This is a genomic window from Thioalkalivibrio sp. ALE14, assembly GCF_000376845.1.
Classification (GTDB): Bacteria; Pseudomonadota; Gammaproteobacteria; order Ectothiorhodospirales; family Ectothiorhodospiraceae; genus Thioalkalivibrio.
This window is the reverse complement of sequence record NZ_AQXY01000026.1, coordinates 82,627-98,411: the sequence shown is the minus strand read 5'-3', so window position 1 is coordinate 98,411 and position 15,785 is coordinate 82,627. Positions and strand designations below refer to the sequence as shown.

Sequence of the window (15,785 nt, the reverse complement as noted above, 5' to 3'; positions counted from 1 at the left end):
AAGCGGGCTTGTGGGGACGATTTATTCACAATCTCCTCCAAGTACCCATAGTGGGCTTGACCGGGGTACCCGTCATCATTGCCCCCTGATTCAATCTTCGTATCTTCCTGTGCAATTGCTTTCCTGACTAGCAACGACGTTCAGCCAATCGCAGGGCCTGTTCGCGCCCGGGTCGGCCGCAACCAGCCGCGGCAGGGTGCGATCGAGCGCAGCGAAACGCACCAGGCCCGCGCCCATTGTGAACCCCTGATGCGTTTCGCTGCGCTCAACGGCACCCTACGATCAGGCAACTGGCTGAACCTCGTTGCTAATCAGTAATGCTTTTGACCTGGCCCTTCTTCGTGCCTTCGTACGCTTCGTGGTAGACAATCCAGACATTCAGAATCTCAAGGGAGAGCGATATGCAGAACGGCCATTTTGGTTCGGCACTCGTGACCGGGAACTCCAGCGGGCTGGGCCTGGGGGTGACCCGGGTGCTGCTGGAACGCGGCGCCAATGTCTATGGCATGAGCCGGCGCGGCTGCCCCGAGGCCGGGGTCAGTGGTGACGAACAGGTGGACCTGAGCGACTTCACCGCCACGCAGACCGCGATGGAACGCCTGCTCGAGGGTGTCGAGTCGCTGGACCTGGTAGTGCTCAACGCGGGACTCCTGGGCCACATGCAGCGCATGCAGGACGCGCCGATGGACGAGCTGCGCCTGCTGATGGACGTGAACACCTTTGCCAACAAGGTGATCCTCGACGCGCTGCTGAAGCACCGCGTACGCGTCGGCCAGATCATCGCCATCTCCTCCGGCGCCTCGGTATCGGGGCACGCGGGCTGGAGCGGCTATTCGCTGTCCAAGGCGGCGCTGAACATGATGATGCAGCTCTACGCCCACGAATTCCCCGAGGAGACGGCGATCAACGCCTTCGCCCCGGGCCTGGTCGACACCGCGATGCAGGACTACCTGTGCGAGGAAGCCGACCGCGAGAGCTTCCCGGTCCTCCAGCGCCTGAAGGCCGCTCGCGGCACGCAGGACATGCCCGGCCCCGAGGACGCCGCACGCGCGATCCTCGACGTCCTGCCGCGCCTGCACCAGACCACCCGCGGCAGCTTCGTCGACATCCGCCAGCTCTGACCCCCCCTTCCGGTTGCACCACGAAGCCGGTCAAGGGCGATTCACAGGAAGACGCGAAGGCAGGAAGGGTCCTTGGGTGTGGGTACTGGCATGGAATCGGGGCATGCCCGGACCGTCAGCCCCGCCCTGTACGCTCCGACCCGATCCCGCTTCGAATCTTCGCGTCTTCCTGTCACAGGCCCTTGCCCTTCTTCGTGTCTTCGTGCGCTTCGTGGTGAATCTCCCGGCATGCGGAAAATCCGCGTCGCAGCGCCAAAAAAACTTCATGGAGGGGCGTTGGATTTTGCCCGGGATGGGGCGTATAGTCGAAGTCGTGATTCGTGGTTGAGCGACAACACTAGGAAGTTTCTAGTTTCTGAACCAGTGCTCCCGTTGATCTGTTGGCAGCATGCCACGAACACATTTGTTAGTTACATGAAGAGGTTACAAGTTGTGAATACTGGTGTTGTGAAGTGGTTCAACGAGAGCAAGGGTTTCGGTTTCATCACCCCCGATGATGGCGGCAAGGACGTGTTCGTCCATTTCTCCGCGATCAACGGTTCGGGTTTCAAGACCCTGGCCGAAGGTCAGAAGGTCTCCTTTGAAATCCAGGAAACCGCCAAGGGCCTGGCCGCCGGGGAAGTGACCGCCATCTAAGGCGCCACTCTCCAGGCTGACGGCTCCTTCGTTGGACCGTCCGAAAAGGCCGCCTCCGGGCGGCCTTTTTCGTGCCCGGCGTCCTGGATTCACCACGAAGCAGATCGAAAGCCATTTACAGGAAGACGCGAAGACAGGAAGGGTTATTGGGTTCGGGTACTGGCTGAGGGCCCGCGGCATGCCCGGACCGTCAGCCCTACCCTGTACGCCCCACCCCAATCCCTCTTCCAATCTTCGCGTCTTCCTGTGAAACGCTTTTGATCTAGCCCGTGCTCGTGGTGGAGGCTGCAGTCCGGCGCGGGTGATTCAAGTACACTGCGGGGCTTTGGCTGCTCCCGCACGCGATGAACCGCCTGTTTCGCTCCACCGCCGTCGTCAGTGGCATGACCATGATCTCCCGGATCATGGGCTATCTGCGCGACATGGTGCTGGCGGTCACCTTCGGCGCCGGGCCGGCGACCGACGCCTTCTTCGTCGCCTTTCGCATCCCCAATTTCCTGCGCCGGCTGTTCGCCGAGGGGGCCTTCAACCAGGCCTTCGTGCCGGTGTTCGCGGAGTTTCGCGAGAAGCGCGGGCGCGAGGCCCTGCGGGATCTGCTGGACCACACCGCCGGCACCCTGATGACCGTCGTCACCGTGGTGACCCTGATCGGGGTCCTGGCCGCGCCGGCGCTGATCTGGGTATTCGCCCCGGGCCTGGGCACCCAGGAGGCCGGGCGCGAGGACCTGGCCGCCACCATGCTGCGGATCACCTTCCCCTACCTGCTGTTCATCTCGCTGACCGCAATGGCGGCCGGCATCCTCAACAGCATCGGGCGCTTCGCGGTGCCGGCGTTTACCCCGGTGTTCCTGAACCTGGCCCTGATCGGGGCCGCGCTGTGGCTGGCTCCGATGTTCGAGGAACCGATCATGGCCCTGGCCTGGGGCGTATTCATCGCCGGGGCGTTGCAGCTCGCCTTCCAGATCCCGTTCCTGTTGCGTGCCGGCCTGCTGCCGCGGCCGCGCTTCCGGCGCGCCCACGAGGGCGTGCGCCGCATCGTCAAGCTGATGCTGCCAGCAATCCTCGGGACCTCGGTGGTCCAGATCAACCTGCTGGTGGACACCCTGATCGCGTCGTTCCTGGTCGCCGGTTCGATCTCCTGGCTGTACTTCGGTGACCGCTTCGTGGAGCTCCCACTGGCCCTGTTCGGTATCGCCATCGGCACAGTGATCCTTCCGCGCCTGGCGCGGCAGTACAACCTGGCGGACCCGGCGGCCTTCAACCGCACCCTGGACTGGGCCCTGCGCCTGGCGATGCTGGTGGCACTGCCCTCCATGGTCGGGCTGGTCGTGCTCGCCGTGCCGATCCTCGCCACGCTGATCCAGTATCAGGCCTTCACCCAGTTCGATACCTACATGACCGCGATGGCGCTGGCCGCCTACGCCCTGGGCCTGCCCGGGTTCATCCTGATCAAGGTCCTGGCGCCCGGCTTTTTCGCCCGCCAGGATACGAAGACCCCGGTGAAGATCGCGATCATCGCCATGCTCTGGAACATGGTGCTGAACGGCGCCTTCGTGCTGCCGTGGTATCTCTCCGGCACCCCGGGGGCGCACGCCGGGCTCGCGCTGGCCACCGCGGCCTCGGCCTACATCAACGCCGGGCTGCTCTACCGCGGGCTGATCCGCGAGGGCATCTACCAGCCGGGACCCGGCCTGCGCCGGCTGCGCCTGGGGCTGCCGCTGGGGCTTGCCGCGATGATCGGCGTGCTGGTCTGGCTCTCGCCGGAGTTCGGGCAGTGGACCGAGTGGTCCATCGATACGCGCCTGCAGGCGCTCGCGGGGTTGATCCTCGCCGGAACCGCGACGCTGGCCGCCACGCTTTGGCTGGCCGGGCTGCGGCCGCACCACCTGCTGCTGCGCGAGTCCGCGGATCACGCGGATCAATGATGTCCGGGATGGCCACGGCGGGTTATACTCGCGGTTTTGCGCGGGATCGGGGCAATGCGGCTGATACGCGGCCTGGGGCCGGCCGACAGCAAGGCGTTCGAGGCGGCCGGCCTGCACGGCGCGGTGGTGACCATTGGCAACTTTGATGGTCTGCATCGTGGCCATCAGGCTGTTCTGGGGCGCCTGCTCGAGGCGGCGCAGGATCACCAGGCGCCGGCGCTCCTGATGACCTTCGAACCGCTGCCGCGCGAGTACTTCGGCGCGCACACGCAGGCCCCGGCGGCCCCCGGGCGCCTCCAGCGTCTGCGCGACCGTCTGGTGACCCTGAGCGACAGCGCCCTGGACGCTGCCTGGATCCTGCGCTTCGACGCACACCTGGCCGGGCTTTCGGCCGATGCCTTCATGGAGGAGGTCCTCTACCGGCGGCTGGGTGCCCGGCATGTGCTGGTCGGCGACGACTTCCGCTTCGGCCGCGGGCGCGAGGGGGACCAGGCCGCCCTGCAGACCGCTGGCCGACGCCTGGGCTTTACCGTGGAATCCACCCCGACGGTGCGCGATGCCGAAGGCCGCATCAGCAGCACGCGGGTGCGCTCCGCCGCCGTCGCCGGGGACTTCGCCCGGGTGACCGAGCTGCTCGGCCGGCCCTACCGCCTGCACGGCCGGGTCGCGCATGGCGACAAACGCGGGCGCACCATCGGCTTCCCCACCGCGAACCTGCGCCTGGGGCCCTGGCCGCTGGCGCTGCGCGGGGTGTACTCCGGCTGGCTGCGACGCGCCTCCGGCGAGTCCCTGCCGGCGGTCGCCAATATCGGCTGGCGCCCAACCGTGGACGGCACCGAACAGCGCCTGGAGGCCCACGTGCTCGAGGGCCAGCCCGACCTGTACGGCGAGGCCGTGTGCTTCGAGCCGGTCGCGCAGGTGCGCGGCGAACAACGCTTCGAGGGCCTGGAGGCGCTGCGCGCACAGATCGCGCGCGACGTCGACGCGGCCCGCATGCAACTCTCCGAACTCGACTGAAACCGGCCCGCAGGGCCGATCCGGAACTCGCTCATGGCACGCAAACCGGCACCGCCGAATCCCTACAAGGACACCCTCAACCTGCCCGAGACGGCCTTCCCCATGCGCGCCGGCCTGGCGACGCGGGAGCCCGAATGGCTGGAGGCCTGGAAGGCCGAGGACCGCTACCAGCGCCTGCGCGAGCACTGTGCCGGGCGGCCGCGCTTCGTGCTGGCGGACGGCCCGCCCTACGCCAACGGCTCGATCCATGTCGGCCACGCGGTCAACAAGATCCTCAAGGACGTGATCGTGAAGAGCCGCACCCTGGCCGGCTTTGATGCGCCCTACGTGCCCGGCTGGGACTGCCACGGCCTGCCGATCGAGCTGAAGGTGGAACAGAACCTGGGCAAGGCCGGGCGCGACGTGGATGCCGCGACCTTCCGCAAGGCCTGCCGGGAATACGCCCAGGAACAGGTGGACGGCCAGAGTGCGGACTTCCAGCGCCTGGGCGTGCTGGGCGACTGGGACAATCCCTACCTGACCATGAACTATCAGGTGGAGGCGGACACCGTCCGCGCGCTGGGCACCATCTTCAAGCGCGGCCACGTGCAGATGGGCGAGAAGCCGGTGCACTGGTGCGTGGACTGCGGCTCGGCCCTGGCCGAGGCCGAGGTCGAGTACGAGGACAAGATCTCGCAGGCGATCGACGTGCGCTTCCGAGTGGTCGACGACATCGACTTCCTGCGCCGCTTCGACGGCATCGACGGCTCGCGCGGCCCGATCAGCGTGGTGATCTGGACCACCACGCCGTGGACCCTGCCGGCCAACCAGGCGGTGGCCCTGCACCCGGAACTGGACTACGCGCTGGTGGAGCTGGAGCACGAGCGCATCCTGCTGGCGGAGGACCTGGTCGAGGACTGCCTCGCACGCTACTCCCTGGGCGAAGGCAAGATCGTCGCCCGGGCCAAGGGCCAGGCGCTGGAAGGCCTGATGCTGCGCCACCCGTTCCTGGAGCGCGACGTTCCCCTGATCCTGGGCGATCACGTGACCACCGAGACCGGTACCGGGGCGGTGCACACCGCCCCCGGCCACGGCCAGGAGGACTACGCGGTCGGGCTGCAGTACAGCCTGCCAGTAGAAAATCCGGTGGGCCCGGACGGCCGCTTCCTCCCGGACACCCCGCATTTCGCCGGCGAGAACGTGCATCAGGCCAACGGCCACGTGATCGACGTGCTGAAGGAACACGGCGCGCTGATCGTGGCGGTGAAGTTCGAGCACAGCTACCCGCACTGCTGGCGCCACAAGACGCCGATCATCTTCCGCGCGACCCCACAGTGGTTCATCAGCATGGATCGCGCGGAGCTGCGCGCCGACGCGCTGAAGGCGATCGCCGACACCCAATGGATGCCGAGTTGGGGCCAGGCGCGTATCCACGGCATGGTGGTGAACCGCCCGGACTGGTGCATCTCGCGCCAACGCAACTGGGGCGTGCCGATCCCGTTCTTCGTGCACAAGGAGACCAACCGCCTCCATCCCCATACCCCGGAGCTGGTCGAGAAGGTCGCGCAGCGCATCGAGCGTGACGGTATCGAGGCCTGGTTCCAGCTGGACCCGAAGGAGTTGCTGGGCGACAAGGCCGATGACTACGTGAAGCTGAACGACACCCTCGACGTCTGGTTCGACTCCGGCGTGCTCCACTCCACGGTCGTGGAGAAGCGCCCGGAGCTGGGCGAGCTTCCGGTGGACCTGTTCCTGGAGGGCTCCGACCAGCACCGCGGCTGGTTCCAGTCCAGCCTGCTGACCAGCGTGGCCATGCGCGGCGAGGCGCCCTACAAGGCGGTGCTGACCCACGGCTTCACCGTGGACGAGAAGGGCGAGAAGATGTCCAAGTCGCGCGGCAACGTGGTCGCGCCGCAGGAGGTCGTCTCCACCCTGGGCGCGGATATCCTGCGCCTGTGGGTCGCGGCCACCGACTTCTCCGGCGAGATGGCGATCTCCAAGGACATCCTCGACCGCACCGCCGATGCCTACCGCCGCATCCGCAACACCACGCGCTTCCTGCTGGGCAACCTGAACGGCTTCGAGCCGGCCGAGCACGCCCTGCCGCTGGACGAGCTGCTGCCGCTGGATCGCTGGATCGTCGCCCGCGCGCTGCAGGTGCAGGGCCAGGTGACGAAGGCCTACGACGACTACCTGTTCCACCAGATCTACCAGCGCGTGCACAACTTCTGCTCGGTGGAGCTGGGCAGCTTCTACCTGGACGTGATCAAGGATCGCCAGTACACCACGCAGGCCGACTCGCACGCCCGTCGCTCGGCACAGACCGCGCTGTACCACGTGGCGGAGGCCCTGACGCGCTGGGTCGCCCCGATCCTGACCTTCACCGCCGAGGAGATCTGGGAACTGCTGCCGGGCGAGCGCCCGGACAGCGTGCTGTTCGCGACCTGGTACGAGGGGCTGGCCCCGTTGCCGGAGGACGCGACCTTCTCCGATGGAGACTGGGACCGCATCCTGGAGGTGCGGACCCATGTCGCCCGCGCGCTGGAACTGGCACGCAACGAACAGGGGATTGGCGCCTCGCTGAACGCCGAGATCGACCTGCACCTGCCGGCCGGCTCGACCATCCGGTCCCTGCTCGAGCGCCTGGGCAATGAACTGCGCTTCGTGCTGATCACCTCGGAGGCCCGCCTGGCCGACGGCGCCGCACCGGAAGGCGCGCATGCCGCCGAGCTGAACGACGGCACGGCGCTGGGCATCGTGGTGCACAAGAGCGAACAGCCCAAGTGCGTACGCTGCTGGCACCGCCGCACGGATGTCGGCGAACACGCGCAGCATCCGGAACTGTGCGGGCGCTGCGTCAGCAACGTGGAAGGTCCGGGCGAGACCCGGCGTTTCGCCTGATGCGACTTCGCGGTTCCGGCCTCGGCCCCGGGCTGCTGATTGCCGCGATCATCGTGGTCGCGGACCAGGTCACCAAGGTCTGGGCGGAGCATGCCCTGACGCTGTTCGCGCCGGTCGAGGTGACCAGCTTTTTCAACCTGTCGCTGGTATACAACCCCGGCGCGGCCTTCAGCTTCCTGGCCGGCGCCGGGGACTGGGGCCGCTGGCTGCTGACCGGCATCGCCGTGGTGATCGGGCTGCTGATCGCCTTCTGGCTGGCCCGCCTGCCGCGCGGCGCGTGGTGGTCGGTCACAGCTCTGGGCCTGGTGCTGGGCGGCGCCATCGGCAACCTGATCGACCGCGTGCGCTACGGCGCGGTGGTGGATTTTCTCGACTTTCACTGGGCGGGCTACCACTGGCCGGCCTTCAACGTGGCGGACATGGCCATCGTGGTGGGGGCGGTCACGCTGATCGTGGCGACCTTCATCGAGGGTGACCACCGCCACCCCGAAGACAAGCACTGAATACGGGAGCACGCATGACCACGGCCACCAAGGGCGCGCACATCGAGATGCACTATCGCCTGATCCTCGAAAACGGCTATGTCGTGGACGGGACCGGCGACGAACCCATCACCCTGGAGATCGGCTCCGGCGAGATCCTGCCGGGACTGGAAGACCTGCTGGTCGGACTGGAGGCCGGCGACCACCGGGAATTTGCGATCGAGGCCGGCGTCATGTTCCCGTTTCGGGATCAGGCGGCGGTGCAGCAGATGCCGCGCTCGCAGTTCCCGGATGACCTGCCGCTGGAAGTGGACTACATCTACGAGTTCAACAGCCCGTCCGGCGACGCCGTGCCCGGGCGCATCGAGGCGGTGGAGGACGACACCGTGACAGTGGATTTCAATCACCCGCTGGCGGGGCAGCACTTCACCTTCGAGGTGGATGTGATATCCGTACGGGAACCCCAGTAGGTCGCGACCGACCGCAGGAGAACACCATGAGCATGCAGGCCCAGCTCGCCAATCCGCGCGGTTTCTGCGCCGGTGTCGAACGCGCCATCGAGATCGTGGAACGCGCCCTGGAGATCTACGGCGCGCCGCTGTATGTGCGCCACGAGGTCGTGCACAACCGCCACGTGGTCGGGCGCCTGACCGATGCCGGCGTGAAGTTTGTCGAAGAGCTCGACGAAGTGCCCGATGGCCAGGTGGTGATCTTCTCCGCCCACGGCGTGCCGAAACGCGTGCAGCAGGAGGCCGAGGAACGCGGCCTGACGGTATTCGACGCGACCTGCCCGCTGGTCACCAAGGTGCACCTGGAGGTGGCTCGCTACGCCCGCGAGGGCCGCGAGGTGGTACTGATCGGCCACGCCGGACACCCCGAGGTCGAGGGCACCATGGGTCAGTTCGACGATTCGCAGGGCGGCTGCATGATGCTCGTGGAGACCATCGCGGACGTTGAAAGCCTGGAAGTGGCAAACCCCGACCGCCTGGCCTTCGTCTCCCAGACCACGCTGTCGATGGACGACACCGCCGGGATCATCGATGCCCTCACCGGGCGCTTCCCGAAGATCGAAGGCCCGCGCAAGATGGACATCTGCTACGCCACCCAGAACCGCCAGGACGCGGTGAAGGACCTGGCGAAGCAGTGTGACCTGCTGCTGGTGGTCGGCTCGAAAAACAGCTCGAACTCCAACCGCTTGAGCGAGATCGGTGCCCGCATGGGCGTGGCTTCCTACCTGGTGGACGGCGCCGCCGACATCGACCCGGCCTGGCTGGAAGGCAAGAACCGCATCGGCGTCACCGCCGGCGCCTCGGCCCCGGAGGTCCTGGTCAACGAGGTCCTCGACTACCTCCGCGGGCACGGCGTCGACACCATCTCCGAACTCGCCGGCCGCGAAGAGACCATCACCTTCTCCATCCCCTCCGGCCTGCGCCGCGAATCCGCCTGAAAGGGCTGCTTACAGGAAGGCCAGAAGATTTGAAGAAAAACTGGATTGGGGCGCACCGCACACACCCGCCGTTGCTGGCATATCCCCGAATGTCAGGGATTCCACACCCAAAAACCCTTCCTGTCTTCCCAACTTCCTGTTAACCGCCCTTGACCTTGCTCGGGATTATGAAACGACATGGATGATCGACCGCGTTTTCGGCTGAGCATTCGCTGCCCTGATCAGCACGGGATCGTGGCGCGCATTGCGAACGCGATCGCCAACACCGACGGCTGGATCACCGAGGCGGCACAGCACACGGATGCCGAGGCCGGCTGGTTCTTCATGCGCTGGGTGTTCTCGCTGCCCGTCGATGCCGAGCCCGCCCTGCGCGAACGCCTGGACGAACTGGCCCTCGATCTCGGCATGGACTGGTGGCTGGCCGCGGCCGAAACCCGGCCCCGGGTCGTGCTGATGGTCTCGCGCGAGCCGCACTGCCTCAGCGACCTGCTGGCGCGCTGGAGCAACGGTGAACTGCCGATGGAAATCCCGGCGATCCTCTCCAACCACCACGATCTGGAACCGCTGGCCAAGTGCTACGGCATCCCATTCGAGCACATCCCGGTGCCGCGCGAGGAACGCGAGGCGGCGTTCGCCACCCTGCAGGATCGCCTGGCCGAACTCGCACCCGATGCCATCGTGCTGGCGCGCTACATGCAGATCCTGCCGCCCACGCTCTGCGACGAATACCCCGAGCGCATCCTGAACATCCACCACAGCTTCCTGCCATCGTTCGTCGGCGCCCGGCCCTACCACCAGGCCTTCGCCCGCGGCGTGAAGCTGATCGGTGCCACATGTCACTACGTCACCGAAGACCTCGACGCCGGCCCGATCATCGAGCAGGACGTGACCCGCATCCGCCATGACGACGGCGTGCAGGACCTGATCCGCAAGGGCCGCGACGTCGAACGCTGGGTCCTCGCCCGCGGCCTGCGCTACCACCTCGAGGGCCGCGTCCTCACTCACGGCAACAAGACCATCGTCTTCAACTGAGGCGGCACCGGTTAACGCCACCGCCGTTCACCACCCTCCCCGCCTAACGCATCGCCCCCACGGCCGGAAGCGCCTGGCCTAGACTCGAATCATCGATCGGCGGGGGTGGCCCATGAACAGCACGACAAGCACGCGATCCGGCCTTTTGACCCTGCGCCGCCCGGCGCGTACCCGGCAGCGGAAAGGGAGGACGCTAAAACTGCTGGCCACAGCGAGTCTTCTGACCCTGCTGGCAGCCCAGCAGCCGGCCGCTGCCGACGGGCTCCCCGACACCATCGAGCGCATCAAGCCCTCGGTGGTCAGCATCGCGACCCACCAGCCCTCGCGTAGCCCGCGCGCCCAGTACATCGCCACCGGCTTCGCCGTTGGCGACGGGACCCTGGTCGTCACCAATCACCATGTGATCCCGGCGTCACTCGACCACGAGAACCGCGAACAGCTCGTGGTGGTCAGCGGCGAAGGTCGCAACACCTCCCTTCACAGCGCGGAAGTCGTGGCACATTCGGCGAACGACGACCTAGCCCTGTTGCGGATTGCCGGCGACCCGCTGCCCCCCTTGCAGCTGGGATCGTCGGATGCGGTGCGCGAGGGCGAACAGCTCGCGTTCACGGGCTACCCGATCGCCATGGTCCTGGGCACCTACCCGGCGTCCCATCGCGCCAGCGTGGCGGCGCGCACGCCCATGGCCATCACCGCACGCCGCTCGAGCGAACTGAGCGAGGCTCGCATCCGGCAACTGCGCGACGGCGCGCCCATGGTGTTTCAGCTGGACGCCACCGCCTACCCCGGAAACAGCGGAAGCCCCCTCTACCGCATCGACAGCGGCCAAGTCGTGGGCGTAATCAACCAGGTCTTCGTGCAGGGCGGACGCGAGGCCGCGGTCGGCCATCCGAGCGGCATCAGCTACGCCGTGCCGGCCGACCGCATTCGTCCGCTGCTGGCGAACGTCCGGGAGTAGCCCGATCCACACCCCCGCACCCCGCCAACCCGATACGGAAGAGGCCATCCCCATGGCAGTGGCCCCTTCCGACGGCACCCGCGTCTATCGTCAGATTCACATCGACGTGGCCCGCAATGCCACGGACGACTTCAACCCGTTCCATGACGGCGACAAGTGGGCGCGCATCCGTGGCAATCCGTTCGGCGGGCCGATCGTGCTTGGCTTCCAGCTGGAGTGCCTCGCCGAGGCGCTAGTCACCCGGACGCGCCTGGCCGAGGGTGAGACCGACAACGCGGAACCATTGCCGTTCCGGGACTACCAGTTCACTTTTGCTGACGCCCTGCGCGTGGACGAGCCGTTCACCACAGAGGTGAAGCCCACGAGGCGGCGGCCGGACGAGGCGGGGCGCGAGCAGCCATCCAATCGCATCGTGATGCGCAAGGACAGTGGGCTGGTGCTGCTCGGCCACGTGCGCGACACGTTCGCGCCCCGGGCACTACCCGAGGAGGTACTGGCCCTTCCCGCGAATGGCGACCTCGATCAACTCGAGGATCGGTGCGTGCTGCCGGGCAACGGGTGGTTCCACAAGCGCAAGTTCATGGCCAACAGCAATGCGAAGAACCTGCTGTCGGGTTCACTGGTACGCCAGGCGGACTACTTCGACGAGCTGGAGGACCGCATCAACTTTCCGGACATGTTTCCGGCCGCGCTCATCTCCTGCGCCCTGCTTGAAAGGGCCCACGCCGACGGTCACGATTTCTACCGGGACCCGCTGGTTTACACGGCCCATCACATCAGCGTCGACCAGCGGCTCGCCCGCAGCCTGCGCAGTGCCGAGGCCCTGCACATCCTGGTGAGCCCGGCGGAACACCTCGAGACCGTGGACCGCGGGCTCGCCGGATCCGGCATGGCGCAACGGCGGTATCGCTGCTTCGGGATCCTCTCGGGCGCACGCACCCTTTTCCGCGGCGAACTACTCCTGGCCCCGCTTGCCGCTTTGGCAATGGAGCCGCCACCGGCCGCCTCGTGATACCGGCACACCCGGGTCCACCGCAATCATGCATCGGGCCTTTCCCGCTTGCCCTTGCGATGCTCCTTGATCGCCTTGCGCAGCAGATGCGGCACCAGCAGGTGCAAGGGCATGCGCAGATAGTGCGAGCGGACGTACAACAGCCAGCGCGCAACGCCCGACAGGCCTCCATCACAGCTCCAGTGGTGCGGTTTCAGACCACGGCGGAAGAGGGCATCCATCAAGGCGAGCAGAGGCAACGCCGGGCGCGCCGGCGCCAGGGCCCGGATCACCGAATCCGGAACCGGGGTTTGCAGGAACTCGTGCCCGTACCGAAGGGCGTAAAAGAGGGGGCGTGCCAGGTCCATCTCGAAGGCCCGTGCCGTCAGTCGCTCCCAGAAGGCCGGATCTTCATTCGCGAAATGACGCAGCAGTGCATCCAGATCCGCCAGATCGCGCAACCCGTTCTCCAGCTCGCCGTCGTGAAACAGGTGCGTCGCGCTGTGCAGGACCATGTCGACCGGAGCCGGAATGTACACACCGGGGTAACCCTCCAGCGGCAGCGCCGCCTGCCACAATAGGGCCGGATCGGGGTGCAACCGCGCCGTCGGCGGCAGGATCGTGTGGTGTACGTCCAGCACGCTTTTGCGCCGCATGTGCGTCAGCGGCGGCAGTTCATGCATCCACTGGCGGTAATATCGCTGGTCATAGGCATCGTATCCCTCGCAGACCCACCCCTGGACGAACAGGTGCTGTTCCGCCTGCTGGATCTGCGCCTTCGGGACCATGATGTCGACATCCGAGAACTGCCGCCCCCGTGCACAGGGCAGCCCGGCCATCACGTAGGCGGCCCCCTTCAGCAACATCACCGGGATCTGTTCCGGGGCCAGGGCCTCGTGGATCCGTGCCACTTCCCAGCGGACCATGACATGCTGGCGATCCGCCAGTACGCGGGCCGCATGCAGGTGCCGCCGCGGCGCCGGGGGCACGTCCGGCAAGGCCCCGGCATCCTCGATCAGGGCCTGCAACCGCCCCTCCAGGGAGGCGACCCGCGCCACCCGGACCAGCAAGTCCCAGTCCGCCGGCGACCGCTCACTGACCCCGGCCGGCTCGCGCAGAGTCGCGAGCATTTGTGCAAGCGCGGGGCGGGTCACGCGCCACCCTCCGGCAACCCGTTCAGCAGGCCCAGGGTGGCGTCCAGGTCCGCGTACTCCAGATTCAGGCACGCACTTTGTTCGATCAGGTCGGCCGCAGCCTCGAAGCCCGCCGCCCCCACCACGCTGTAGTTGAACGACGAGCCGACCAGCCGCTGCAACGCCTCGGCCGGGGCCAGCGGCTCCAGATGGTCACGCCCCCCGACGGCAAAGCGCGGAAACACCAGCCAGGCCGGCCGGGCCTGCTCGTCCATCCGCTCGATGCTTGGGTCCGGCGGCTTCAGGTGGGCCACCGTCCCCTTGCTGGTGTCGTACGAGGAGGGCCCGATGATTGCCTGCGGGTAGCGCTCGCGGATCAGATCAATGGCGGCATTCTTCAGACTGACCGGACGCGGCAACGCCACGAGCCGGCCGGTCTCCAGGGACAGCAGGGCGAACTCGTCCGACAACAACCGCCACCCCGAAAGCGCCAGCGCGGCGGTCAGGGTGCTCTTGCCCGCCCCGGGCTCGCCCGGCATCACCAGCGCCTGACCGTCGCGTTCCAGCACCGCCGCATGGATCATCAGGAAGTCATGGGCATGCTGGGCGATGCACCAGTTGAGGCCCCACTCGAACAGCGGGTAGGCATGGGCCAGCGGCAATGGCCGGAAGGGCGAACGCCCGTCAAGGAAGAAACGCGCCTGCGGTCGCCAGACCGCATGCAGGCCGGAGGAACGCGCGAGGGTGATGTGGAAGTCCGCAAACGGGGTGCCATCCGCCGGCAGCAGCTGGCGGTCATAGAACAAGGCCACGGAACGCTCGATGCGGTCCAGCCGCGAACGCAACCGCACCACGAACGGGCCCACCTGGATGGGAAGGCCGGCACCCCGCAACCCTGCCTTCAGGGTTTCCTGGCCCGTCACGCGCTCCGCGACTCCGGGGCGACCTGGATCAGGTAGTGCTGCCGCAACTGGGTCAGTCCCGCGTGCATCGCATCCTCCAGCTCCCCCTCGGCGGCTTCGTAACGCTGTTCAAGGTACTCGAACAGGGCCGTCGGCGTCATCGGCCCCTCTTGCAGGGCCTGGAAGAGCTCGGTGAGGGGCGGTTGCAGCACGTGTGTCTCGCCACAGCGCTGATCATAGACGACCACGGATTCGCCCCACGCCCGCACGTGAGCGACCGACAGCGAAATCAGTTCGAGGGGTTCTTCGAAAACGGACAAGTGCGCCTCGTGTACCGTGCGGTCAGGCGTATCCGGGGCAGCAGCGCCCCGGAGGTCAGCGAATGCCCTACTGGTTGGATGTGGTGGTCCGCACTTCCACGCATACGCCCAGTTCGTTGCGCGAGTAGCCATCCTCGCAATCGCCCTGGCTGTTGATCGGACAGAAGCGCTCGTTCATGTAGACGAAGACATTCTTCACCGCCGCGTACTTGTCCGCATCCTCGCGGGCCATGGAATAGGCCTTGATCACTTCGTCCACCGAGGCACCAAAGTCGATCGAGGTGCAGGCCGCGTTCAGGACCGCGCCCACCGCATGCCAGTCCAGCGAGCCACTGCACACGCCACTGGCCTGCAGCACCTCCATCAGCGACGGCGAGCCACTCAGGCATTCCGGCTTGTAGCCGAACACCGACTCGAAGGAGGTCGCGCCACCGGGATGCACCGTGGCATCGAAGCGGCGACACTGGTTGCCCGGCGGATTGGTCTCATGGCAGGTCCCCGGGGAGTAGCCGGTGCAGTCCCAGGCGAACCAGTTGTTCTTCCAGAAGCCCGGCGTGCAGCCATCGCCCTCGGTGCACTCGTGGTCGATATTGGAGACGTTGGCGGAGAAGATATTGCCCGACAGCGAACACTGCCCCTGTGCACCCCAGACCGACTTGGCGGGGAGGGACACCAGCATCGCGCCACCCAGACCGGCTGCGGTCAGGCGGCGCCGGCTCCGGCTACGGGGGGCCGACGACTCCGAGCCATGGTCCGCAGGGGTTCCGGACGCGTTTTCGCCCTTGCCCTTGAGGCCCTTGCCATCGTTGTGCTCGTGTTCGTCACTCATGCTTGACTGCTCCAGATCCGTACTCGGCGTTGCGCCATTCGCGCCGGAAAACCCGAAACCACCGCGACCGGCGAATTCTCGGGGGCACAATGCAATCAGACGCTTTCTACCA

The 15,785-nt window shown here is 66.9% G+C and carries 15 protein-coding genes; 11 read left to right on the top strand and 4 right to left on the bottom strand.

The window, feature by feature from the left end; genetic code table 11:
* The first annotated feature begins 401 nt into the window (after positions 1–401).
* The 11 genes from F572_RS0106340 to F572_RS0106290 all read left to right on the top strand — a co-directional run bounded on the left by F572_RS0106340 (position 402) and on the right by F572_RS0106290 (position 12,510).
* Positions 402–1,121, top strand: coding sequence for an SDR family NAD(P)-dependent oxidoreductase (locus F572_RS0106340; RefSeq protein ID WP_017941998.1), 720 nt, complete (start codon positions 402–404; stop codon positions 1,119–1,121).
* Between the two features lie 432 nt (positions 1,122–1,553).
* Complete coding sequence (locus F572_RS0106335; protein WP_018873518.1) at positions 1,554–1,757, top strand: cold-shock protein; 204 nt, start codon at positions 1,554–1,556, stop codon at positions 1,755–1,757.
* Positions 1,758–2,101: 344 nt separating this feature from the next.
* Positions 2,102–3,682 carry a murein biosynthesis integral membrane protein MurJ gene (gene murJ, locus F572_RS0106330; protein WP_017941996.1) on the top strand — a complete coding sequence of 527 codons (1,581 nt, stop codon included), beginning with the start codon at positions 2,102–2,104 and terminating at the stop codon, positions 3,680–3,682.
* 54 nt (positions 3,683–3,736) lie between these two features.
* Positions 3,737–4,699 carry a bifunctional riboflavin kinase/FAD synthetase gene (locus F572_RS0106325; RefSeq protein WP_017941995.1) on the top strand — a complete coding sequence of 321 codons (963 nt, stop codon included), beginning with the start codon at positions 3,737–3,739 and terminating at the stop codon, positions 4,697–4,699.
* Between the two features lie 33 nt (positions 4,700–4,732).
* The gene (gene ileS / locus F572_RS0106320; RefSeq protein WP_017941994.1) at positions 4,733–7,579 is read left to right on the top strand and encodes an isoleucine--tRNA ligase; all 2,847 of its coding nucleotides are present in this window, start codon (positions 4,733–4,735) and stop codon (positions 7,577–7,579) included.
* A complete protein-coding gene (gene lspA / locus F572_RS0106315) occupies positions 7,579–8,082 on the top strand; it encodes a signal peptidase II (RefSeq protein WP_017941993.1) in 504 nt (167 codons plus the stop codon). Before ileS ends, lspA begins: the two co-directional genes overlap by 1 nt.
* Positions 8,083–8,096: 14 nt before the next feature.
* On the top strand, positions 8,097–8,531 hold the full coding sequence (locus F572_RS0106310) for a peptidylprolyl isomerase (RefSeq protein WP_017941992.1): 435 nt from the start codon (positions 8,097–8,099) through the stop codon (positions 8,529–8,531).
* Positions 8,532–8,557: 26 nt separating this feature from the next.
* Positions 8,558–9,508: a 4-hydroxy-3-methylbut-2-enyl diphosphate reductase gene (gene ispH / locus F572_RS0106305; RefSeq protein ID WP_017941991.1), complete on the top strand. Its 951-nt coding sequence runs from the start codon at positions 8,558–8,560 to the stop codon at positions 9,506–9,508.
* 177 nt (positions 9,509–9,685) lie between these two features.
* Positions 9,686–10,540, top strand: a complete 855-nt coding sequence (purU, locus tag F572_RS0106300) for a formyltetrahydrofolate deformylase (RefSeq protein ID WP_017941990.1) — start codon at positions 9,686–9,688, stop codon at positions 10,538–10,540.
* Positions 10,541–10,652: 112 nt separating this feature from the next.
* Positions 10,653–11,498 carry a S1C family serine protease gene (locus F572_RS0106295; RefSeq protein WP_038034151.1) on the top strand — a complete coding sequence of 282 codons (846 nt, stop codon included), beginning with the start codon at positions 10,653–10,655 and terminating at the stop codon, positions 11,496–11,498.
* A gap of 52 nt (positions 11,499–11,550) precedes the next feature.
* Positions 11,551–12,510, top strand: a complete 960-nt coding sequence (locus F572_RS0106290) for a hypothetical protein (RefSeq protein WP_017941988.1) — start codon at positions 11,551–11,553, stop codon at positions 12,508–12,510.
* A 26-nt stretch (positions 12,511–12,536) separates the two neighbouring features.
* Here the strand turns inward: F572_RS0106290 and F572_RS0106285 are convergent, their stop codons facing one another.
* From F572_RS0106285 to F572_RS0106270, 4 genes are all read right to left on the bottom strand, one after another.
* Entirely contained in the window at positions 12,537–13,643 is a 1,107-nt protein-coding gene (locus tag F572_RS0106285) for a nucleotidyltransferase family protein (RefSeq protein ID WP_026143026.1), read from the bottom strand.
* A complete protein-coding gene (locus F572_RS0106280; RefSeq protein ID WP_017941986.1) occupies positions 13,640–14,545 on the bottom strand; it encodes an HprK-related kinase A in 906 nt (301 codons plus the stop codon). The genes F572_RS0106285 and F572_RS0106280 overlap by 4 nt, the downstream gene beginning before the upstream one ends.
* Positions 14,542–14,844 (bottom strand): HPr-rel-A system PqqD family peptide chaperone, encoded by a 303-nt coding sequence (locus F572_RS0106275; RefSeq protein ID WP_017941985.1) that lies wholly within the window; start codon positions 14,842–14,844, stop codon positions 14,542–14,544. Before F572_RS0106275 ends, F572_RS0106280 begins: the two co-directional genes overlap by 4 nt.
* A 67-nt stretch (positions 14,845–14,911) precedes the next feature.
* Positions 14,912–15,673, bottom strand: a complete 762-nt coding sequence (locus F572_RS0106270) for a hypothetical protein (protein ID WP_017941984.1) — start codon at positions 15,671–15,673, stop codon at positions 14,912–14,914.
* Positions 15,674–15,785: the final 112 nt, after the last annotated feature.